We start from the raw sequence: 19,989 nt of genomic DNA, 5'->3' as shown, positions 1-19,989 counted from the left end.
CGGTCACGCTCGCCGACGTGACGGCGGTCGCGGGGGATCCGCCGTTCAGGGAGGCCGCGCACCGCGTTGGGTGCCCGGCTGGTTCGCGAGTGGGACGGGTGGCGGCACCCACGTTCGTCGCGCATCGGCCGTCTCACCACCCCGAGGGTGAGTGCCAGGACGGATCGCCAGAACCGCGCGAGTCGCGGATCGTGGCACCCGACGCCCTCAACCCCCAGCTGGGAGGCGCCCGATGAGCCCCACGACCACCCGTCGCCCGAAGACCTGGCCGCTGCACCTGATCGCGCTCGCCCTGGTCATCGCCGGCCTGCTCGTGCCGCACGCGTTGCTCGTCGCCACCGGGCTGCTGCTGGCGGGCTCGGTGGCACTCAGGCCGCGCGCCGGACGGTGAACACAGGCAGGGAGGTGTCGCGCTGACGCCGATCGGCCTCGTCGCGGCCGCTCGGAGGGAACGCGGGGGCCCTACGTTTCCTTCTGGGAAACGTAGGGCCCCCGCGTTCCCCGGCTCAACCGGAGGCGATCCGGTCGGCGTGGATGTGCGTGCGCACCCCCTGCGGGTCGAACAGGATCAGCAGTTCCACGGCACCGCCGTCCGCGCTGCCCAGCCAGTGCGGCTTCGAGGTGTCGAACTCGGCGGCCTCGCCCGGCGGCAGCGTCAGGTCGAGGTCGTCGAGCACCAGCCGCACCCGTCCGTTCAGGACGAAGAGCCACTCGAAACCGTCGTGGGTCTTCAGAGCGGGCTCGAGCGGCGACTGGGTGGCGGGGATCAGCATCTTGAACGACTGCACCCCGCCCGGCCGCCGAGACAACGGCACGAACGTCATGCCGTAGCGGTGGATCGGCTTGAGGTGGATGCGGGGGTCGCCGGTGCGCGGCGCGCCGACGAGGTCGTCCAGCGGGACGTCGTAGGTGCGTGACAGCGGGAGCAGCAGTTCCAGGGTCGCGCGGCGCTGCCCGCTCTCCAGCCGCGACAGGGTGCTCTCGGAGATGCCGGTGGTCGTCGCGAGGTCGGCGAGCGTGATGCCGCGGTGCCGGCGCAACGTCCGCAGCCGTGCGCCCACGCCGTCCAGCACTTCTTCGGTTTCGCTGTTCACGAGACCCATCTTGCCATCATGGCAACTTTTCGTGCCAAGGTCAGCAACAGCGACCGAAGCTTGCCCCATGAAACGCCTCATGCTCGTCCTACTTCTCACGATCACGGCCTGCTCGGCCGCTCCGGAGACCCCGCCGCACGCCGCCGTCACCCAGGACGACCCGGCCTTCCAGAAGACCTTCCGGCACGAGTTCACCGACGTCGAGGGCGTGCGGCTGCACTACGTCACCGGCGGTAGCGGCACCCCGGTCGTGCTGCTGCACGGCTGGCCGCAGACCTGGTACGGCTGGTGGCCGGTCATGCCCGCGCTCGCCGAACGCCACACCGTCTACGCGATCGACCTGCCCGGCCTCGGCGACAGCACCGGCACGCCGAAGGGCTACGACAAGGCGACCCTCGCGCGGTACGTCCACGCGTTGACCGAGAAGCTCGGTCTGCGGAACGCCTCGATCGTCGGCCACGACCTCGGCGCCGCCGTCGCGTTCCAGTACGCGAGCCAGTTCCCCGAGGACACCGCCCGCCTCGGCTACCTCGACCTGCCGCTGCCGGGCCCGGCGATCGACGCGCGCACCTACCGCACCCTGAGCTGGCACATCGCGTTCCACTCCCAGCCCCAGGTCCCCGAGACCCTGGTCGACGACGACGTCCGCGACTACCTGAGGCTCTTCTACCCGCAGGTCTCCTACCAGGGCAGCGCCTTCGGCGGTACGTCGACGGCATCTCCGTTCACCGACACCGAGATCGACGAGTACGCGCGGACCTACCGCACCGCCCTGGGCAACGGTTTCGAGCTGTACCGCGCCCTCGACCAGGACGTGCGCGACACCGAAGCCGCCAGGCCGGTGCGGGCGCCGGCCCTCGTGATGGCGGCCGAAGGACAGGCCGACGCGATCCGGGGCACGGTGGCTCCGCGGATGACGAACATCGTGCGGGCGGTCGACGTGCCGAAGGCGGGGCACTGGCTCGTCGAGGAGAACCCGGAGTTCGTCACCGCGGAGCTGCTGCGCTTCCTCAGCTCATGACCGGCACGCGATCGGCCCACGGCAGCGCCTCTTCGAGCTGGGCCGCCAGCCGGATCAGCACCGACTCCCCGGCGAGCGGCGCGACGAACTGGACGCCGAGCGGCAGGCCGTCCGCGGTCCAGTGCAGCGGCAGCGAGATCGCGGGCCGTCCGGTGATGTTCGCGAGCTGCGTGTAGGGCACCCAGCCGAGGTTGTCGCGGATCATGTCGTCGACGATCCTGGTGTGCCGCAGGAACCGCGCCGTGCCGGTCCTGAGGACCGCGTCCGTGGCCCGCTGCAACGACACGGGCAGGTCGAACTGCCCGATCTTCGGCGGGGGCGTCGCCAGGGTCGGCGTCAGCAACAGGTCGTAGGACTCGAAGAAGGTGCTCAGGCGGCGGGTGTGCTCGTGCCGCCGCTGCACGGCGTCCACGTAGTCGACGCTGCTCGTGGCCCGTCCCAGCGCGGCCATGAGCAGCGTGTCGCGTTCGAACGCGATGTCAGGCGCCCCGGTCAGGCGCTTGGCGTCGGCGACCTTCCACGCGAGGTTCACGAACCACGTGAGCAGGAAGTCCTTGGCCAGCACGGCGTCGTCGAAGGGCGCCTGTGGCAGTTCCTCGACGTGGTGGCCGAGGTCGGTGAGCACGCGGACGGCGTTCTCGACGGCCTTGGCGGCCTCCGGGTGCGGGTCGGGGTTGATCGCCGACGGGATCCGGAAGCCGATCCGCAGCGTCCCGACCGGCTCACCGACGCAGGACGCGAAGGAGGCGTCCGGCATGGCGACCGAGTATGGTCCCGCCGGCTCACCACCGCAGATGACGTCGAGCATCGCGGCGGTGTCGCGCACGGTGCGCGAGACGACACCCTGCACCGCGGCGCCGTGCATCATCTCGGCGGTCTCCGGGCCGAACGGCGTGAGGCCGCGTCCCGGTTTCAGGCCGACCAGGCCGCAGCACGCCGCCGGAATCCTGGTCGAGCCACCGCCGTCGTTCGCGCCCGCGCAGGGCACGATCCCGGCGGCGACCGCGGCGGCCGACCCGCCCGACGAACCACCGGGGGTCCGTTCCAGGTCCCACGGGTTGCGCGCGGGACCCCAGACCGTCGGCTCGCTGATCGCCTTCGCGCCGAACTCCGGCAGGTTGGTCTTGCCGAAGATCACCAGGCCGGCGTCGATCCAGCGCTGGACGACCGTCGAGTGCCCGGCGACCTTCAGCGCCTTCAGCGACCGGGAACCGTTCGAGGTCGGCAGACCCGCGTAGTCCTGGCCGAGGTCCTTGATCAGGAACGGCACGCCGGCGAACGGTCCGGTGAGGTCCTCCGAGGGCTCGGCGGGGACGTCCCGCACGATCGCGTTGAGCCTCGGGTTCACCTCGGCGGCGCGTTTCCTCGCCACCTCGAGCAGTTCGGCCGCGGACACCTGCCCGTCCGCGACGAGCCGGGCCAGCCCGGTCGCGTCGTACTTCCGGTACTCGTCGAAGTCCACGCGCTCAAGGTAGCTGTTCGATCACGCCGAAGACGGTCTCCCGCACGACGGCGGGACATTCCTGCGGGATGAGGTGCCCGGCCTCCTCGACGACGATCATCTTCCCGCGCGGCACGGCGGCCATCAGGCCGGCCGCGCGCCGGTTGAGCAACGGCCGCCACTTGGCCGTACCTCGCTCGGCCAGCCCCGCCTGCAGGCAGACGGTCGGCACGTCCGGAGTGCCCGCCTCCTGGACTCGACGCAGGACCGGCAGCGCGGCCGTGATCTGCGCGGCCTCCCTGCCACCCGCCCGCATCGCGCCCACGCAGGCGTAGTCGCGCGTCATGATCTCGATGTCGGCGGCGGAGATCTCCGGCGAGACGCCGTTGCGGAACGTCAACCGCCTGATCAACCCCTGGCCGCCCAGCCGCGCCACCAACGCCATCAAGCCGAAGAACCTGGCGTTGACCTTCGCCAGCCGCGTCGACATGACCTCGGCGAGCGTCGCGTCGACGAACACCATCGCGGCGACACGCTCCGGGTGCCGGTCGGCGAACACCCGGATGATCGGCCCGCCCCAGCTGTGGCCGACGAGCACCACCGGCTCGGTCTCCCCCAGCGCGTCGAGCAGCGCCGTCAGGTCGTCCACGATCCGGTCGAGCGTGCGGTCGTGCGGGTCCACGTCGCTGCCGCCGTAGCCGGCGCGGTCGTAGGACACCGTGCGGTGACGGGCGCTCACCTCGCGCTGGGTGTGGATCCACGTCGCGGCGGGCGCGCTCATCCCGGCCTCGAAGAGGACCAACGGCCCTGGGGCATCCCCCGCCGTGATCGCGCGGAGCGCGCGCCCGTCCGGCAGGGTGACGATCATCTCGGTGAGGCCGAGTCCGGGATCCGGCATGGCGAGGCCTTTCACTGGTGCCAGCTGGGCGGGTGGAGTTCGTCCCACAGCTCCGCCTGTTCCAGTTGGGCGGCGAGGGCGAGCAGCTCGGCGTCGCCGCGGTTGCGGCCGACGAGGTGCACGCCGTGCGGCAGACCGTCATCGTCCACATGCGACGGAAGCGAGATCGCGGGCACGCCGGCGAGGTTGGCCCACGGCGTGTGGCAGGACCACTCCAGCATCAGGTCGGCCACGTCGCCCGTGCTGTAGTAGCCGATCGGGACCGGTCCGCCGTTCGTCGTGGGTGTGAGCACGACGTCGTAGTCGTCGACCGCCGCGAGGAACCTGCTGGCGTAGCGGGCAAGCAGAGCCTGTGCCGTCACGATGTCGTTGGCGGACAACGTTTCGTTCGTGGCGAGTAGGTACCGGGAGTACGGGCGCAGCAGGTGTGTCCGGTCCGGCGGCACCATCATCCGCGCCACGGCGCCGGCCTGGTACGCGAACCAGGTCGTGATCGCCCATCGCACGGGTTCGTCCCAGCGGGCGGGCAGCGGGATCTCCCGGACGTCGTGGCCGAGTCCGGTGAGCACCTCCGCGGTGCGCCGGACCGCCAGTTCGGCCTGCGGGTCGACGTCCTGGTCGAGGCCGGTGTCCGTCCACATCGCGACCTTCAGGCGGCGCGTCATCACCGAGCTGAACCCGCCCTCGTGGCGCCAGCCGTAAAGGTCGCCAGGTGCGCGAGATGCCATCACGTCCAGCAAAAGCGCCGCGTCCCCGACCATTCTCGCGATCGGCCCCTCGGTGGTCGCGACGAGGAACGAGGTGACGGGCGCCGGACTCACCAGGCCGCGGCTCGGCTTCATCCCGACGAGGTGACAGGTCGCCGCAGGCGTGCGGATCGAGCCCGCGCCGTCACTCGCGTGGGCGACGGGCAGCAGTCCGGCCGCGACGGCCGTGGCGGCTCCACCGCTCGATCCGCTCGAATAACGCGTTGGCGCATAAGGGGTTACGGCCGGGCTCGGCGTCACGTCGTTCTCGGTGTAGCAGGTCGCGCCGAACTCCGAGGTGTTCGTCTTGCCCAGCACGACCGCGCCCGCCTGCCGCAGCACCCCGACGGTCCACGAGTCCTCCGGTGGCACGGACTCGGCGAGCGCCGCGGAACCGAACGTCGTGCGGATGCCCGCCGTCGCGGCGAGGTCCTTGATGCCCAACGGCAACCCGAGCAATGCGGCTCGGTCCCCCGCGGCCAGCCGCTCATCCGCACACGCGGCCGCGTCGAGCGCTTGCTCGTTGATCGTCACGAACGCGCCGAGGCCGACGTGCCGTTCGATGCGCGACAGATAGTGCCCGGTCAGTTCGCGGGAGCTGATCTCCTTGGCGTGCAACGCCTTCAGCTGCTGCGCTGCCGTGAGCTCATGGAGATCACTCATGGCTTCACGGAGGTTCCGGTGAGCAGGCGGTGCGCCGACGATGTCACCGTGTCGAGCTCCTCGGACGTCATCGGCTCACCACCGAACATCCGCCGGTGCATCAGCGGGCCTTCCAGCATGTTGCCGACCAGCGGGAGGCTGGGCACCTCGGCGATCTCACCGCGCCGCACGGCCCGCGCGATCGCGTCGACCAGCGGCTGTGACCGGCGCGCGGCCAGTGCCCGGAACGTCCGCTCCGCCTCGGCGTCGCCGCGCAGGTCGGCGAGGAAACCGACCAGGCCGTCGTTCCACGGCTCGTTCCACACGCCGGCCAGATCCTCCGCGAACCCGCGGAGATCGCCGTGCAGCGTCCCGGTGTCGAGATCCCGCACCGGCGGCAGGTGGGCGTCGAGCACGTCCGCGACCAGCCGCACCTTGCTGCGCCACCGCCGGTAGACGTCGGTCCTGTGGGCGCCTGCCTGCGCCGCGACCTGGGTCAGCGTCAGCGCGTCGTAGCCGTTCGCGGTCAGCAGCGACCACGCCGTCGCCAGCAGCCGCTGTTCGAGCTCGGGATCCCGCGGACGCCCGGCCATCGGCAGCCCTCCAATTCGCAACAGGTTGTAGCGATACCGTAGGGCGACCGTCGTATGTCCACAAGGGTCAGTGCACGGCGAGGCAGCTCTCGAGGTCGTTCATCGCCGCCGCCACGCCGACGTCGAGGGCGGTCTGCATGACGCGCGGGCGGCGTTCCGTCCTGCCGATCGTGGCGCTCCCGAGCGGCGGCCGGATCTGCAGGCAGGCGGGATGGGACGCGAGCAGCCGCTCGTCCTCGGCCCTGATCGCCTCGCGCCCCAGCCAGGCGGAGATGACGCCGGGTGCGTGCCGGGCGAACCACCGCGACAGCACAACGCGTTCGCCACGGGACGGCGGTGTTCCCAGGAACTCGTCCTCGCGCCGCGTGCGCAGGGCGACGACGTGCGTGGCCCCCTGCTCGATCGCCGTCCGGACGGGGATCGTCTCGCTCAGCCCGGCGTCGACATACGGGCGGCCGTCGATCATCACCGGGTCGCCGGCGAGGAACGGCATCGCGGTCGACGCCCGCAGCGCGGTCTGCAGGCTCAGCATGTCGCGGACGTGGTCGTACAGGTCGGCCGCCTCGCCGGTGAGACCGTCCGTGGCCATCGGGTGGAACTCCACGGGGTTGTCGAGGATCTCCTGGAAGCCCATCGGCACGACCTGGGTGTAGATCGTGTGGACGAGGTGGTGGGTGTCCACGACGGGCCGCCGGGTGAACGCGCGCCTCGGGTTGATCGTCGTGCGCATGACGGCCGGGTCCCACCACGCGTGCTTGCTGGCGTCGGCGCGGCCGCACAGCAGCCAGGCCGCGTTCAGCGACCCCGCGGAACTGCCGTAGACGGCGTCGAAGAGCGGCAGCAGCCCGAGCCGTTCGATCGCGACGGTCATCCCGCTGGAGTAGACGCCGCGTGAGCTACCGCCTTCGACCAGCAACACCAGGCGGGCGTCGTCGTCCCGTCGTCCTGGAACGCTCTGTCGTTGCCGGCGTTGACGCAGCAGGTCGAGAACTGTCACACAGCCGAGTGAACCACGACCCCATTATCCGATTGCGTACGGCTGCTACCGTGGAAAGTGAGATCAACCGCCCTCGAAGAGGAGCCCGACGTGCTGATGGGTGAAGACGACATCTCCGGGTGAGCCCGGGATGTGACAGGCCACCGAACCCCGATGGCCGTTCAGTCGTCCCCTTTTCCACACGCGTGGTCGTTCTGCGCGCGGCACATTCCGAGGTCTCACACCCATGTCCGACGCTTTCATCGTCGTGTCCGCACTGTCCTTCTCCTGGCCGGACGACACGCCTGTGTTCGACGGCCTGTCCGTCACGGTGCCCGGGGGCCGCACCGGTCTCGTCGCCCCGAACGGCGCCGGGAAGTCGACGCTGCTCAAGCTCGTCGCGGGCGAGCTCACCCCGTCCGAGGGCAGCGTGTCCGTCGCCGGCGTGCTCGGCTACCTCCCGCAGGACCTGCCGCTCACGGCGAGCCTGACCGTGGCCGAGGTGCTCGGCGTCGCGGACGTCCTGCGCGCCATCAGGGCCGTCGAGTCGGGCGACGTCGGCGAGGAGCACTTCACCACCATCGGCAACGACTGGGACCTGGAGGAACGCACCCGCGCCCAGCTCGACCGCCTCGGCCTCGGCGACCTGGCGCTGGACCGTCCACTCGGCACGCTGAGCGGCGGGCAGGTCATCTCGCTCGGGCTCGCGGCCCAGTTGCTCAGGCAGCCGGACGTGCTGCTGCTCGACGAGCCGACCAACAACCTCGACCTGGACGCCCGCCGCCGGCTCCACGACGTGCTGGACGACTGGCGCGGGTGCCTGCTCGTGGTGAGCCACGACCGGGCGTTGCTCGACCGGATGGACCGGATCGCCGAGCTCGACGGCGGCGAGGTCCGGTTCCACGGCGGGAACTTCACCTCCTACGAACAGGCGGTCGCGGCCGAGCGCGAGGTCGCCGAGAAGAACGTCCGCAGCGCCGAGCAGGAGGTCAAGCGCGAGAAGCGGGAGATGCAGCAGGCCCGCGAACGCGCCGCCCGGCGGGCCTCGAACGCACAGCGCAACCTGTCCAACGCGGGTCTGCCGAAGATCTTCGCCGGCACCATGAAGCGCAACGCGGAGGTGTCGGCGGCCAAGGCGGACGGCACGCACGCGGCCCGTCTCGGTGCCGCCCGCTCGAGGCTCGACCAGGCCGAGCGGGCGGTGAAGGACGAGCAGAGGATCAGCCTGGAGCTGCCGCAGACCGCGGTTCCCGCCGGGCGCACGTTGTTCCTCGGCTCGGACATCCGGGTGCGGGACCTGTTCACGGACCTGGACCTCGCGATCCGGGGTCCGGAACGGATCGCCCTGGCCGCACCGAACGGCGCGGGCAAGTCGACGTTGCTGCGCGTCGTCCACGGTTCGCTGGCGCCGGACAGCGGTGAGGTGAAGCGGGCCGACGGCCGCGTCGCCTACCTGTCGCAACGCCTGGACCTGCTCGACGACGCCCGCACCGTGGCCGAGAACCTGGCGGCCTTCGCCCCGGCGATGCCGCCCGCGGAGCGGATGAACCTGTTGGCGCGCTTCCTGTTCCGCGGCGCACGCGCGCATCTGCCGGTCGGGGTGCTCTCCGGCGGAGAACGGCTGCGCGCCACGCTGGCGTGCATCCTGTTCGCCGAACCCGCGCCGCAACTGCTGTTGCTCGACGAACCGACGAACAACCTCGACCTCGTCAGCGCCGGGCAGCTGGAGAGCGCGCTGAACGCGTACCGGGGCGCGTTCGTCGTCGTCAGCCACGACGAACGGTTCCTGAGCGAGGTGAAGATCGACCGCTGGCTGCGCCTGGACGGCGGCAAGCTGCTGGAGGCCGCACATGGCTGAGGCAGCGCTCGTCGCGCAGGACCTGGTGCGCGGGTTCGGTGGCCGGCGGGTGCTCGACGGGGTGTCGCTGACGGCGGCACCCGGCCGGCGCATCGGCCTGATCGGCGAGAACGGCGCGGGAAAGTCGACGCTGCTGCGACTGCTCGCCGGCACCGACCAGCCCGACGGCGGTGTCGTCCAGCGACCCCCGGACCTGGGCTTCCTGCACCAGGAGATGCTGTTCCCCGAGTCCGCCACCGTCGCCGGCGTCCTCGACGACGCGCTGGCGGACGCACGGACGGACCTCGCCGAACTGGACCGGCTGGGCACGCTGCTCGCATCGTCACCCGAGGACGCGGACCTGCTCGCGGCGTACGCGGAACGGCTGGAGCTGGCGCAGCGGCACGAGGCCTGGGACGCGGACCGCAGGGCCGACGTCGTCCTCGGTGGCCTCGGGCTCGGTGACGTCACGCGTGACCGGACGCTCGGCTCGCTGTCCGGTGGCGAGCGCCGGCGGCTCGCGCTGGCCGCGCTCGTCGTCCGCCGGCCGACGGCGTTGCTGCTCGACGAGCCGACGAACCACCTCGACGACGACGCGGCCGCGTTCCTGGAGGACCAGTTGCGCGGCCTGCCCGGAACCGTCGTGCTGGCGAGCCACGACCGGGCGTTCCTCGACGCGGTCTGCACGGACCTCGTCGACCTCGACCCGGCGGTGGAGGGCCCGGTCCGGTTCGGCGGCACCTACAGCGAGTACCTGCGGCAGAAGCGCGCCGACCGCGACCGCTGGGAACGGCGTTATGCCGAGGAACAGGAGGAGCTGGCCGAGCTGCGCTCCTCGCTCGGCCTGATCGCCGGGCGGGTAGCACCGAACCGGGCCATGCGCGACAACGACAAGATGGGCTACGGCGTGCGGGCCAACCGCGTGCAGAGCCAGATCTCCCGCCGCGTTCGCAACGCCACCCGCCGCCTGGAGGAGCTGGAACGCCGCAGCGTGCCCGCTCCCCCGCGGCCGCTGCGGTTCGCACCGGACACCCTGGCGTCGCCCGGCGAGGAGCTGGTGTCGCTGCGGCAGGTCCGGGTGCCCGGACGGCTCGTGCTCGACTTCCTCGACGTGCGCGACGGCGACCGGCTGCTCGTGACCGGCCAGAACGGCGCGGGAAAATCGACGTTGCTGCTCGTGTTGGCCGGCCGGCTGGAGGTCGCGGGAGTGCGGCGGCAGCCCGGCGTGACGATCGGCTTGCTCGACCAGGACACGTCGTTCGCCAACCCGCGCCTCACCGCACGCGGCACCTACGGCCGCGCGCTCGGCGCCGAACGGGTCGAGCAGGTGCCGCTGGAGTCGCTGGGCCTGCTGCACAGGTGGGACCTCGGCAAGCCGGTCGGCGCGCTGTCGGTGGGCCAGCGACGCCGCCTCGCGCTCGCCCTGCTCGTCGCGTCGCCGCCGCACCTGCTGCTGCTCGACGAGCCGACGAACCACCTGTCGCCGACGCTGTGCGACGAGCTGGAGGAGGCGCTGGGGCCGGGTCCGGGCGCGATCGTGCTCGCCAGCCACGACCGGTGGCTGCGGAAGCGCTGGCAGGGCGCCGAGATCGGGCTGCCCGGCTCCGGCCGGCGGTAGAAGCCGCAAGTCGGTGTGCAGGCCGTGTCGAAATCCCGGCGTCAGCTTCGACACCTCCGTGCAAGGACCGAAACCGCACGTCACGGAGGACTGATCATGACCGGACACCCGCCCGTCGTCGACCTCGCCACCTGGCAGGAGGCCCGCGACGAGCTCCTGGTCCGCGAGAAGGCCCACACCCGCGAGGGCGACGCGATCGCCGCGGCCCGGCGGCGGCTGCCGATGGTGGAGTTCGACGGGAAGGTCGAGGTCGTCGGAGCCGACGGGCCCGTGCCGTTCGTCGAGCTGTTCCAGGGCCGCGACGAGCTCGTCGTCTACAAGCACATGTGGTGGGACGGCGCGCCGCACCAGGGACAGTGCGAGGGGTGCACCCACGTGCCGTGGCACTTCGGCAACGCCGCCTACCTCAACGCGCGCGGCGTCTCGTTCGCCATCGTGACGACAGGTGCGTGGGACGAGGTGGCCGCGTTCGTCGAGTTCATGGGCTACACCCAGCCCTGGTACTCGGTGCGCGGTGTGGAGGGTCCGGCGGGTGGGGAGATGGGCTACCTGACCAGCTACCTGCGGGACGGGGACCGCACATTCCTCACCTACTCGACGACCGGGCGCGGCTGTGAGCTGGTCAACGGGTCGCTGGGGCTGCTCGACATCACCGTGCGCGGGCGCGGCGAGGCGTGGGAGGACCACCCCGAGGGCTGGCCCGAGGGACGGCAGGCGGGGTGGTTCTGGCGCACGAACGCGGACGGCGAGTCGAGCTGGGGCGAGGACAGCAGGCCCGTGCCGCAGTGGACGCGACCAGGGGCTACGGCCGTGCAGACGCTGGGCAGACAGGGCCACTGCCACTGATCAGCCAGGCTTGCGCGCGGCGGCGAGGACGCGGCTCTTCTGGTCGAACTTCGACAGGACGAGCCGCGCCTCCCGCTGCATCGACAGCATCGCGGCGTCACCGGGCGCGTTGACGGCGAGCGCCTCCTCCCAGATGCGCTTCTCCACGACCTGCCACTCGGGCTTCGCGACGACCTCGACGTCCGCGAAAACGGCCTCGGGAAGCTGCCTGCCCAGGTCCAGCTCCTGGGCTCGATCCACCTCGGCGGAACCGCGCCGGGCGCGCTCGCCCGTGCCGGCCATGTGAAGGGGGACACAGCGTTCGCTGACACTCTGTTGTGGTCCGAACGCCCTCCGCACTGCCTGCACTGGTTCTGATCCACATCTGGACCAAAGTATGACGACGCGTTAGGCCAGGGTATGACGACGGGCGCCGGGCGGCGTCGTTATTGTCCGTTCACGGCAACCAGCCGCCATCCCACCCTTTCCGCCGAAGGGACAGCCGCCTCATGTGGGAAGTTCTGCAGTCTGCGACCGACGTCCGGTCGCGCGTGACCGAGTGGATGGGGAGGCGGTTCCTCGCGCACCTCAGCAAGACCGGTTTCGATCTCGAGTCGTCGTGGTTCGTGCCCTCGCGCGTGCTGGCGCCGCTGCGGCGCAACGGGTTGGACCCGGTTCCCGAGCTGGCGCGGATGCAGGCCAACGGGCCGTTGACGAGGCTCCCGCTGCCGGTGACGGTGTGGCTGGTGACGGGCTACGAAGCGTCCAAACAGGTCCTCGTGGACTCGGAGGCGTTCAGCAACGACTTCGGCCACCTGCGGGAGCTGGGGCTGTTCTCGGACGAGGCGCCGGGCGGGCTCGGGTTCAGCGACCCGCCGGAGCACACGCGGCTGCGCAAGGTGCTGACGCCGGAGTTCACCATGCGCCGGCTGTCCCGGCTCGTCCCGCGCATCGAGGCGATCGTCGCGGACCAGCTCGACCTGATGTCCATGAAGGACGGTCCGGTCGACCTCGTCGAGCACTTCGCGATGACCGTGCCGGCGCTCACGATCTGCGAGCTGCTGGGCGTGCCCGCGAGTGAGCGCGAGGAGTTCCAGCGGCGCAGCGTCTCGCGCTTCGACCTGGGTGGCGCCGCCACGACGTCGCTGTCGGCGGTGTCCGAGTCGATCGTGTACTTCCGCGAGCTGGTGCGGGCGCAACGCCAGGTACCAACCGACGGGCTGCTCGGCGAACTGGTGCGCAAGCACGGCGACGACCTGGACGACGACGAGCTCGCGGGCCTCGCGGACGGGCTGCTCACCGGCGGGTTCGAGACGACGGCGAGCATGATCTCGCTCGGCACGCTCGCGATGCTGCGCAACCGTGCGCTGTTCGACCAGGCGCTCGGCGACGACAAGGCCGTGAACGGGCTGGTCGACGAGCTGCTGCGGCACCTCAGCGTCGTGCAGGTGGCGTTCCTGCGCATCGCCCGCCGCGACATCGAGATCGCCGGGACGAAGATCAAGGCCGGCGACATCGTCGCGTGCTCGCTGTCGCAGGCGAACCGCGACCCGAGTGTCTACGCGGGCCCGGACGAGATCTGCCCGGAACGTCCCGCCGCTCAGCACCTCGCGTTCGGCTACGGCGCGCACCGCTGCATCGGCGCCGAACTGGCCAAGATCGAGCTGCGGATCGCCTACCCGGCGCTCGCCAAGCGGTTCCCGGAGATGCGCCTCGCGGTCGAGCCGGGCGACCTGTCGTTCCGCAAGCTCTCGATCGTCTACGGCCTGCACTCGCTCCCGATGCACCTCGGGGCACAGCCGAGTCCGATCCAGCAGGTCTCCGACAACTCCTGACCTCTGATCCGCGGGCGGGGTCACGAGCGCGGCCCTTGGCCAACCCAAGGCTGCGCTCGTGGTCGACGACGACTCCCTAGACGGGACGCCCCTTCGTCACGACGGTGCTCATCACGAGCTCGAACAGGCGCTCGGCCCGCGCCTCGAGCCCCGGCTGGTCGCTGAGCCACACGAGCGAGGACGCCAGAGCGAACAGGTCGGCGCCGTCGAGGTCGGTTCGCGCCACGCCGGCCTCCTGGGCGCGGGTGAGCAGCCGCGCGCCGGACCCGCGCATCGCGACGCAGGACGTGTGGAGCGCCGACTCGGGGTCTTCGATCGCCTGCACCATCGCCGTCACGACGCCGCGGTAGTTCGTGCAGACCGCGATGAAGCCGCGCAGCCACAGCACCAGCGCCTCGCCGGGCACGTTCGAGGTCTCGACCTCCGCCGCCCGCTCGGTCAGCTCGTCGAAACTGGTGCGGAGCAGGGCTTCGAGCAGCGACTCCCTGGTCGGGAAGTGCCGCTGCAACGTGGCGAGCCCGACCCCGGCGCGGCGCGCGATGTCACGCATCGACACCTCGGTGCCCTGCTCGGCGATGACGGCGCCGGCGACCCCGAGCAGGCGGTCGTGGTTGGCCTGGGCGTCTGCCCTCATCTGCGCTCCTTGCCTAAACGGGTCACTGACTCGCTTCGAGCTTACCCTCGTGAGACATGGAGAAACCCGTGCCGACCGGGACCATGAACGCGATCCGCCTGCACGAGTACGGCGGACCCGAGGTGCTGCGCTACGAGGCGGCACCCATGCCCGAGCCGGGGCCGGGCCGGCTGCTGGTCCGGGTGCACGCGGTCGGCGTCAACCCTCCCGACTGGTATGCGCGTGAAGGGATGCCCAACGTGCCGGACGAGCTGAAGCCGCCGGTCGTACTGCCCCTGATTCCGGGAACCGACGCCTCGGGCGTCGTCGCGGCGATCGGTGCCGGCGTCGAGGGCTTCGCGGTCGGCGACGAGGTGTTCGGCATGCTGAACTTCCCGATCTCCTTGCAGGGCAACGCCTACGCCGAGTACGTCGCCGCGTCGGCCGCGGACTTCGCGCACAAGCCGGCCGGTGTCGGCCACGAACGCGCCGCGGCCGTGGCCATGTCGGGGCTGACGGCGTGGGCAGTACCTGATCGCGCTCGGCCACGACTTCCCGTCACCGTTCCAGGAAGCGCGGCACCGCCCGATGGCGCTCGACGCCGGGAGCACGGTCCTGGTCAACGGCGCTGCCGGCGGCGTCGGGCACCTCGCGCTCCAGCTCGCCAAGTGGAGGGGCGCACGGGTGATCGCCGTCGCCTCCGGCGCCCACGAGGCGTTCCTGCGTGACCTCGGCGCCGACGAGGTCATCGACTACACGCGGGAGCGCCCCGAGGAGGTCGCCCACGACGTCGACCTCGTCCTGGACTGCGTCGGCGGACCGGAGAGCAAGCGCTTCCTCAAGACGATCAAGCGCGGCGGCTCCCTCTACCCGGTCTACTTCGGCGAGTTCGACGACGAGGAGAACGCGAGGCTGGGCATCACGGTCACGTCCACCCAGGTCCGTTCGAGCGGCGCGCAACTGACCGAGATCGGCCGCCTGCTCGACGACGGCACCCTCCGCGTCGCGATCGACAGCGCCTTCCCGCTCAAGGACGCCCAGGCCGCGCACGAGCGAGCCGCGCGGGGGCACCTCCAGGGCAAGATCTGCTCACCGTCGGATGAGCCCGGCGGAGCGGCTCGCCGTTCACGAAACCCAGTCCTCGGCCCCATCGCCGGACGCGAGGCGATCCTGGAGTTCACGCGCACCGCGTGGGCCGCGGAGACCGGGCAGCGGCGGCATAATCTGACCAACGTCGTCGTCCGCGGCGCGGACACCACGACCGCGTACCCTCACGCTGACCGCCGACGCCGCCGTACTCGCGACCGATGTCTACACCTTCCGGCTCGACCGCACCGGAGGCGGCTGGCGGATCGCGGAGCTGCTTTCGCCGCCGGCAACACCTGGTCGCGAGTGGCAGGTTTCAGTAACAGAGGCACGTGGGGGATGGCCTGATACACCCAACTTTTCGCCGTCGGGGTTGAGGGTCCATCCCTCATGCCTTCGCGTTCCCGGCAGAACAGTCTTTACCTACCAACGCGATCCGCGAAACGGAAGGTAAGGACACCATGATCCGCCAGACCATCATCGCCGCCGCCACCCTCTCGACCATCGCGCTCCCGGCCGTCGCCGCCGCGGACCCGGTCATCGGCCAGCCGACGCCCTGCGTGAAGGTCACCGACCTGGTGGGCCCCGACTTCTCGGTGAAGCAGTGCGGGGTCAGCGACGTCGACCAGTACCGCGCGGGTCTGCAGAACAACGGTGGTTCGCACTGCGGCCCGACCTCGCTGTACAACGTGCTGCACTACTGGGGCCACGAGAAGAACGCGCCGGTCGGGTGGCTGACCACCAAGGTCAAGAACCTGGATCCGAAGGACCAGGCCGACTACAACGTGATCACGAACTCGGTCGGGCGTATCGGCGTGGACGCGAAGTACACGACCAAGGGCACGAACCTCACGAACCTGCGCGCGGCGTGGAACATCGCGACCAAGCCCGCCCGTGACGCCGGCTGGAGCACCGTCACCGAGGGCGTCAGCACGCACGGCCACGCGGACTTCGCGGGTGACATGGCGAAGAAGCTGGCCAGAGGCCCGTTGCAGATGGTCTACGGCCGGTACTCGGCCGGGCCGCAGAACAGCCTGCAGCGCGGCGGCGGCCACATCATCACGGTGACGTCGGTCGATGGGTCGTTCGGCGGCAACACCCTGCAGGTCCGTTACATGGACCCGGCCCGTGCCTCAGACCACGGCGTCGGCGACTACCTCAAGACGCAGTCCGACTACGCGACGGTCAACGCGACGATGACGAAGAAGTCCGTCTACCAGTACGTCCCGGTGACCGACGACCCGGACACCGACGTCGACGAGAGCCTCACGCCGGGCACGTACCGCTGGGTGACCCGCTGGCAGCTCACCACGCCGGGCTCGACGGCGACCACCACGCAGCTGGTGGAGGGCTTCAACTGGTTCGACATGGCGCCGCCGGTCGGCTGATGACGCGCGAGAACGGCCACCTGGGTTTCCAGGTGGCCGTTCTCGCGTTCTACTCGCGGATGCCGATGGTGTCGATTGGCTTGGAGCGCAACGACACCCGCGTGGAGACCGCGATCGACACCACACCGAGCAGTGCCGCGCCGGCGAGCGCACCGAGGTACACCCAGATCGGGCCGGCGGGCAGCGGGGTCCCGGTCAGGCCGATCGCGAGCACGGTCAGCGGCACCACCGCCACCAGCGAGCCGAGCACGGCCGCGAGTCCGACCGTCACCAGTGCCTCGGCCCGCATCATCCGCACGACCTGCCGGCGACCGGTACCGACCAGGCGCAGCAGGGCGAACTCGCGGCGCCGTGCGGCGGTGGACATCACGAGCGTGTTCGACACCGAGATCGCGACGTAGCCGAGGATGACGCCGACGGCGACCAGGTTGAGCAGGAACTGGGTCCGCTCGGCGCCGCGTTCCTGCGCGGCGACCCCCTCACTCACCTGCACCCCCGGATAACGGCTGGTCAGATCCTTCAGCTTGGTCGCGTCGGCGGCCTTCACCAGGACAGCGCTGTCCATCCCGGCGGTGGTGTGCGCTCGGGCCTCGGCCGCCGAGAGCACGTAGTCGCCGAACGCCAGGTCGTGCTGGTAGGTCGCGACGACCCGCAGCTTCGCCGGCCGTCCGTCGGCGAACCAGAACTCCGCGGTGTCCCCGACCTTCTTGTCCTCCCAGAAGGCGTGCGAGTCGCTCAACGCGACCGTGCCCTCCGCCAGGTCGGCGATGTCGCCGGAGACGACGTCGAGGTCGACGATCCCCGCGGCGGCCGCGTCGAGCCCGTTGGCCGCGCGGCTCTGCACCTCGACGCCGTCGCCGGTCCTGGTGGCGGTGATCACCTGGGTCCGCACCAGCGACGTCGCCGTCACGCCTGGGATCTGGCGGGCCGCGGCGGAGATCTCGGCGGGCACTCCGGTGACGCCGGTGACGACGTGGTCTGCGGTGATCGACCGCTCGGTCTCCTGCTGCACGGCGGCCGTGAACGTCGTCTGGCTGTAGTAGTTCACCACCGCGAACCCGATGGCCAGCATCAACGGGGTCACCGCTGCCGCGAGCCGCCGGGAGTTCTTCAGCACGTTCGCCGACGCCAGGTAGCCGCTGACGCCGGAGAACCTGCCGAGCGCCGGTGCGATCACCCGCACCGCGGCGCCGACCACCCTCGGCCCGGTCAGCGTCAGTCCGATGATCAGCACGAGCGCCGCCATCACCGCCATCGCCGCGCCGAGCTGCCCGCGGAAGAACAGCGGCAGCGTGGTCGCGCCGAGCCCGATCGCGACCAGGACCCAGCCGATGACCAGCCGGACCCTGCCGACGTCCCGCTTCTGCACCGCGGCCTCGCCCAGCGCCTCGACGGGGTTGATCGACGACGGCCGGCGCGACGCGCTCCAGGCCGCGAGCCGCGCCGCGCCGACACCGATCAGCAGCGCCGCGACCAGCGGGAGCGGGCTGATCGACAGCTCGAAGTCGGCCGGCACCACGCCGATCCTCGCGAACGCGGCGCGCAGCCCCTGGCCGACCAGGATGCCGAGCAGGCTGCCGATCACCCCGGCGACGACCGAGACGACCGTCGTCTCGACGCCGATCAGCTTGCGGATCTGCCGCGGTGTCGCACCGACGGCGCGCAGCAGCGCGAACTCGCGGCGGCGTTGCTCGACGGTCAGCGCGAGGGTGCTGGCCACGACGAAGATCGCGACCAGGATCGCGTACCCGCCGAACGAGCCGGCCAGGAGCGCGAGGATCGACTTGGTCTGGCTGACGTCGTCGAACTCGGCCGCGCTGCGGTCCGCGCCCGACGACACCGTGACGTGGTCCGCCGCGAGGGCGTCCTCGATCCGCTCCGCGTCGCCGCCGAGCACGCCGATGGCGCTCACCTGGTCGGGTCGTCCGGCCAGTTCGGCGGCCTTGCCCTCACTGAAGAACAACGAGGCCTGGCGCTCCGATCGGGACGCTTCGGCGACGCCGGCGACGCGGTAGGTCACCGGTGCGGACCGGGTCATGATCCGCACCTCACCGCCCACCCAGGTCCCCGCCCGGACGGCGAGCGCCGAGTCGAGGACCACCTCGTCGCCCGACTTCGGCTCGGTCCCCTCCTGCAGCGTGAACGGCGCGAGCACGGCGGAGTCCCAGTTGTGACCGAGGGACGGCTTGTCCGCGAGCGGCTGCCCGTCCGGCCCGACCACCACGGCCGGGAACGTCTGCTCGGGGACCGCGGCCCGCACGCCCGGCACGGCCGCGATCTTGGCGACCAGCGCCGCGGGGATGCCCGGCTGCTCGGCGGCGTGCTCGAACGCCAGGACGTCGGCACCGGGCGGCCGCACGATCCGGTCACCGGTGACGACCACGTCCGCGGCCGCGTAGCGCTGGGTCGGGACGCCGCCGCGCAGCCCGGACTCCAGGAGGATCCCGCAGGCCGCGACGAGCGCGGTGCCGCACAGGATGGCGACGAAAGCGCCGATGAACCCGCTGGTGCGGGCTTTGACGGTCTGCCAGGCGAGGCTCAGCACGACCCCTCACCCCCGGCCAGGCGCACCACGATCGCCATCGCGCAGGTCAGCAGTTCGAGGCTCAGCACCTCGCCCACGTGCACCAGGTTCAGCACGCTCACCACTCCCCCAGGTGTGTCATGCGCTCGGCGACCCGCTCCGGCGTCGGCCCGGCCAGCTCGCCGGCCAGCCGCCCGTCGGCCAGGAACAGCACGCTGTGCGCGGCGGAAGCGGCGACCGGGTCGTGCGTGACCATCAGCACCGTCTGCCCCATGTCGTCCACAATGGACCGAAGCAGCGTCAGCACCTGGTGCGCGGTGCGCGAGTCCAGCGCACCGGTCGGCTCGTCGGCCAGCACCACCTCCGGCCGCGCCACCAGGGCGCGCGCGATGGCGACCCGTTGCTGCTGACCGCCGGACAGCTCGGCTGGCAGCCGGTCGAGCCGCCCGTCGAGCCCGACCCTGCCGACGACCTCGCGCAGCCAGCCGCGGTCCGCCGGACGGCCCGCGAGCCGCAGCGGCAGGGTGACGTTCTGCTCGACGGTCAGGGACGGCAGCAGGTTGTAGGCCTGGAAGACGAACCCGATCCGGTCGCGCCGCACCTTGGTCAGCGCGGCCTCCTTGAGACTGCCGAGGTCGGTGTCGCCGAGCAGCACCCGGCCGGACGTCGGCCGGTCCATGCCCGACGCGCAGTGCAGGAAGGTGCTCTTGCCCGAGCCGGACGGTCCCATCACCGCGGTGAAGGTGCCCCGCCGGATGCCGACGGTGACCTCGTCCAGCGCGGTGACGGCACCGCCACCCGTGCCGTACACCTTCCGCACCGCCTGCAGCGCCAGCGCGTCTGCCTTCATCA

At 71.3% G+C, this 19,989-nt stretch carries 19 protein-coding genes; 9 read left to right on the top strand and 10 right to left on the bottom strand.

Going from position 1 to position 19,989, the window contains the following annotated elements; genetic code table 11:
• The first annotated feature begins 232 nt into the window (after positions 1–232).
• On the top strand, positions 233–391 hold the full coding sequence (locus ACRSBM_RS13870) for a hypothetical protein (protein WP_434443649.1): 159 nt from the start codon (positions 233–235) through the stop codon (positions 389–391).
• Positions 392–506: 115 nt separating this feature from the next.
• On the opposite strand, the gene ACRSBM_RS13865 is transcribed toward ACRSBM_RS13870, so the two are convergent.
• Positions 507–1,094 (bottom strand): helix-turn-helix domain-containing protein, encoded by a 588-nt coding sequence (locus ACRSBM_RS13865; protein WP_434443647.1) that lies wholly within the window; start codon positions 1,092–1,094, stop codon positions 507–509.
• Positions 1,095–1,161: 67 nt separating this feature from the next.
• Between ACRSBM_RS13865 and ACRSBM_RS13860 the strand changes: the two genes are divergently transcribed.
• The gene (locus tag ACRSBM_RS13860; RefSeq protein ID WP_434443644.1) at positions 1,162–2,115 is read left to right on the top strand and encodes an alpha/beta fold hydrolase; all 954 of its coding nucleotides are present in this window, start codon (positions 1,162–1,164) and stop codon (positions 2,113–2,115) included.
• Here the strand turns inward: ACRSBM_RS13860 and ACRSBM_RS13855 are convergent.
• The 5 genes from ACRSBM_RS13855 to ACRSBM_RS13835 all read right to left on the bottom strand — a co-directional run bounded on the left by ACRSBM_RS13855 (position 2,105) and on the right by ACRSBM_RS13835 (position 7,432).
• On the bottom strand, positions 2,105–3,577 hold the full coding sequence (locus tag ACRSBM_RS13855; protein WP_434443643.1) for an amidase: 1,473 nt from the start codon (positions 3,575–3,577) through the stop codon (positions 2,105–2,107). The genes ACRSBM_RS13860 and ACRSBM_RS13855 overlap by 11 nt on opposite strands.
• 4 nt (positions 3,578–3,581) lie before the next feature.
• The gene (locus ACRSBM_RS13850) at positions 3,582–4,469 is read right to left on the bottom strand and encodes an alpha/beta fold hydrolase (protein WP_434443640.1); all 888 of its coding nucleotides are present in this window, start codon (positions 4,467–4,469) and stop codon (positions 3,582–3,584) included.
• A complete protein-coding gene (locus ACRSBM_RS13845) occupies positions 4,466–5,863 on the bottom strand; it encodes an amidase (protein ID WP_434443637.1) in 1,398 nt (465 codons plus the stop codon). The genes ACRSBM_RS13850 and ACRSBM_RS13845 overlap by 4 nt, the downstream gene beginning before the upstream one ends.
• Positions 5,860–6,435, bottom strand: coding sequence for a TetR/AcrR family transcriptional regulator (locus ACRSBM_RS13840; protein ID WP_434443635.1), 576 nt, complete (start codon positions 6,433–6,435; stop codon positions 5,860–5,862). Before ACRSBM_RS13840 ends, ACRSBM_RS13845 begins: the two co-directional genes overlap by 4 nt.
• Before the next feature lie 67 nt (positions 6,436–6,502).
• On the bottom strand, positions 6,503–7,432 hold the full coding sequence (locus ACRSBM_RS13835) for a patatin-like phospholipase family protein (RefSeq protein WP_434443632.1): 930 nt from the start codon (positions 7,430–7,432) through the stop codon (positions 6,503–6,505).
• Between the two features lie 226 nt (positions 7,433–7,658).
• Between ACRSBM_RS13835 and ACRSBM_RS13830 the strand changes: the two genes are divergently transcribed.
• The 3 genes from ACRSBM_RS13830 (at position 7,659) to ACRSBM_RS13820 (ending at position 11,712) form a co-directional block, all read left to right on the top strand.
• Complete coding sequence (locus ACRSBM_RS13830) at positions 7,659–9,269, top strand: ABC-F family ATP-binding cassette domain-containing protein (RefSeq protein WP_434443629.1); 1,611 nt, start codon at positions 7,659–7,661, stop codon at positions 9,267–9,269.
• Complete coding sequence (locus tag ACRSBM_RS13825; protein WP_434443627.1) at positions 9,262–10,866, top strand: ABC-F family ATP-binding cassette domain-containing protein; 1,605 nt, start codon at positions 9,262–9,264, stop codon at positions 10,864–10,866. Before ACRSBM_RS13830 ends, ACRSBM_RS13825 begins: the two co-directional genes overlap by 8 nt.
• A 96-nt stretch (positions 10,867–10,962) precedes the next feature.
• On the top strand, positions 10,963–11,712 hold the full coding sequence (locus ACRSBM_RS13820) for a DUF899 family protein (RefSeq protein ID WP_434443625.1): 750 nt from the start codon (positions 10,963–10,965) through the stop codon (positions 11,710–11,712).
• Here the strand turns inward: ACRSBM_RS13820 and ACRSBM_RS13815 are convergent, their stop codons facing one another.
• On the bottom strand, positions 11,713–11,994 hold the full coding sequence (locus ACRSBM_RS13815; RefSeq protein WP_434443623.1) for a hypothetical protein: 282 nt from the start codon (positions 11,992–11,994) through the stop codon (positions 11,713–11,715).
• 206 nt (positions 11,995–12,200) lie between these two features.
• Here ACRSBM_RS13815 and ACRSBM_RS13810 point away from each other — a divergent pair, with 206 nt between their 5' ends.
• A complete protein-coding gene (locus ACRSBM_RS13810) occupies positions 12,201–13,526 on the top strand; it encodes a cytochrome P450 (RefSeq protein ID WP_434443620.1) in 1,326 nt (441 codons plus the stop codon).
• Between the two features lie 76 nt (positions 13,527–13,602).
• Here ACRSBM_RS13810 and ACRSBM_RS13805 read toward each other — a convergent pair whose 3' ends face one another.
• On the bottom strand, positions 13,603–14,160 hold the full coding sequence (locus ACRSBM_RS13805) for a TetR/AcrR family transcriptional regulator (protein WP_434443618.1): 558 nt from the start codon (positions 14,158–14,160) through the stop codon (positions 13,603–13,605).
• Positions 14,161–14,216: 56 nt separating this feature from the next.
• Here ACRSBM_RS13805 and ACRSBM_RS13800 point away from each other — a divergent pair, with 56 nt between their 5' ends.
• The 3 genes from ACRSBM_RS13800 (at position 14,217) to ACRSBM_RS13790 (ending at position 16,613) form a co-directional block, all read left to right on the top strand.
• The gene (locus tag ACRSBM_RS13800; RefSeq protein WP_434443616.1) at positions 14,217–14,867 is read left to right on the top strand and encodes an alcohol dehydrogenase catalytic domain-containing protein; all 651 of its coding nucleotides are present in this window, start codon (positions 14,217–14,219) and stop codon (positions 14,865–14,867) included.
• Positions 14,824–15,573 carry a zinc-binding dehydrogenase gene (locus ACRSBM_RS13795; protein WP_434443613.1) on the top strand — a complete coding sequence of 250 codons (750 nt, stop codon included), beginning with the start codon at positions 14,824–14,826 and terminating at the stop codon, positions 15,571–15,573. Before ACRSBM_RS13800 ends, ACRSBM_RS13795 begins: the two co-directional genes overlap by 44 nt.
• Before the next feature lie 113 nt (positions 15,574–15,686).
• Positions 15,687–16,613, top strand: a complete 927-nt coding sequence (locus ACRSBM_RS13790; RefSeq protein ID WP_434443610.1) for a hypothetical protein — start codon at positions 15,687–15,689, stop codon at positions 16,611–16,613.
• A 49-nt stretch (positions 16,614–16,662) separates the two neighbouring features.
• Here ACRSBM_RS13790 and ACRSBM_RS13785 read toward each other — a convergent pair whose 3' ends face one another.
• Both ACRSBM_RS13785 and ACRSBM_RS13780 read right to left on the bottom strand, forming a co-directional pair.
• A complete protein-coding gene (locus tag ACRSBM_RS13785; RefSeq protein WP_434443608.1) occupies positions 16,663–19,158 on the bottom strand; it encodes an ABC transporter permease in 2,496 nt (831 codons plus the stop codon).
• A gap of 97 nt (positions 19,159–19,255) precedes the next feature.
• A complete protein-coding gene (locus ACRSBM_RS13780) occupies positions 19,256–19,987 on the bottom strand; it encodes an ABC transporter ATP-binding protein (protein ID WP_434443606.1) in 732 nt (243 codons plus the stop codon).
• Between the last annotated feature and the right edge of the window lie 2 nt (positions 19,988–19,989).

It is taken from the genome of Lentzea xerophila, from assembly GCF_051094245.1.
GTDB lineage: Bacteria > Actinomycetota > Actinomycetes > Mycobacteriales > Pseudonocardiaceae > Lentzea > Lentzea xerophila.
The sequence above is the reverse complement of the archived record's forward strand: the minus strand, read 5'-3'. Positions and strand labels throughout refer to the sequence as shown.

Excerpts from the sequence above, each read along its gene's own strand:
- ACRSBM_RS13870 (WP_434443649.1), top strand. The coding sequence starts at position 233 with ATGAGCCCCACGACCACCCGTCGCCCGAAGACCTGGCCGCTGCACCTG.
- ACRSBM_RS13860 (WP_434443644.1), top strand. The coding sequence starts at position 1,162 with ATGAAACGCCTCATGCTCGTCCTACTTCTCACGATCACGGCCTGCTCG.
- ACRSBM_RS13845 (WP_434443637.1), bottom strand. The coding sequence starts at position 5,863 with ATGAGTGATCTCCATGAGCTCACGGCAGCGCAGCAGCTGAAGGCGTTG.
- ACRSBM_RS13840 (WP_434443635.1), bottom strand. The coding sequence starts at position 6,435 with ATGGCCGGGCGTCCGCGGGATCCCGAGCTCGAACAGCGGCTGCTGGCG.
- ACRSBM_RS13830 (WP_434443629.1), top strand. The coding sequence starts at position 7,659 with ATGTCCGACGCTTTCATCGTCGTGTCCGCACTGTCCTTCTCCTGGCCG.
- ACRSBM_RS13825 (WP_434443627.1), top strand. The coding sequence starts at position 9,262 with ATGGCTGAGGCAGCGCTCGTCGCGCAGGACCTGGTGCGCGGGTTCGGT.
- ACRSBM_RS13820 (WP_434443625.1), top strand. The coding sequence starts at position 10,963 with ATGACCGGACACCCGCCCGTCGTCGACCTCGCCACCTGGCAGGAGGCC.
- ACRSBM_RS13815 (WP_434443623.1), bottom strand. The coding sequence starts at position 11,994 with ATGGCCGGCACGGGCGAGCGCGCCCGGCGCGGTTCCGCCGAGGTGGAT.
- ACRSBM_RS13810 (WP_434443620.1), top strand. The coding sequence starts at position 12,201 with ATGTGGGAAGTTCTGCAGTCTGCGACCGACGTCCGGTCGCGCGTGACC.
- ACRSBM_RS13805 (WP_434443618.1), bottom strand. The coding sequence starts at position 14,160 with ATGAGGGCAGACGCCCAGGCCAACCACGACCGCCTGCTCGGGGTCGCC.
- ACRSBM_RS13800 (WP_434443616.1), top strand. The coding sequence starts at position 14,217 with ATGGAGAAACCCGTGCCGACCGGGACCATGAACGCGATCCGCCTGCAC.
- ACRSBM_RS13790 (WP_434443610.1), top strand. The coding sequence starts at position 15,687 with ATGATCCGCCAGACCATCATCGCCGCCGCCACCCTCTCGACCATCGCG.
- ACRSBM_RS13780 (WP_434443606.1), bottom strand. The coding sequence starts at position 19,987 with ATGAAGGCAGACGCGCTGGCGCTGCAGGCGGTGCGGAAGGTGTACGGC.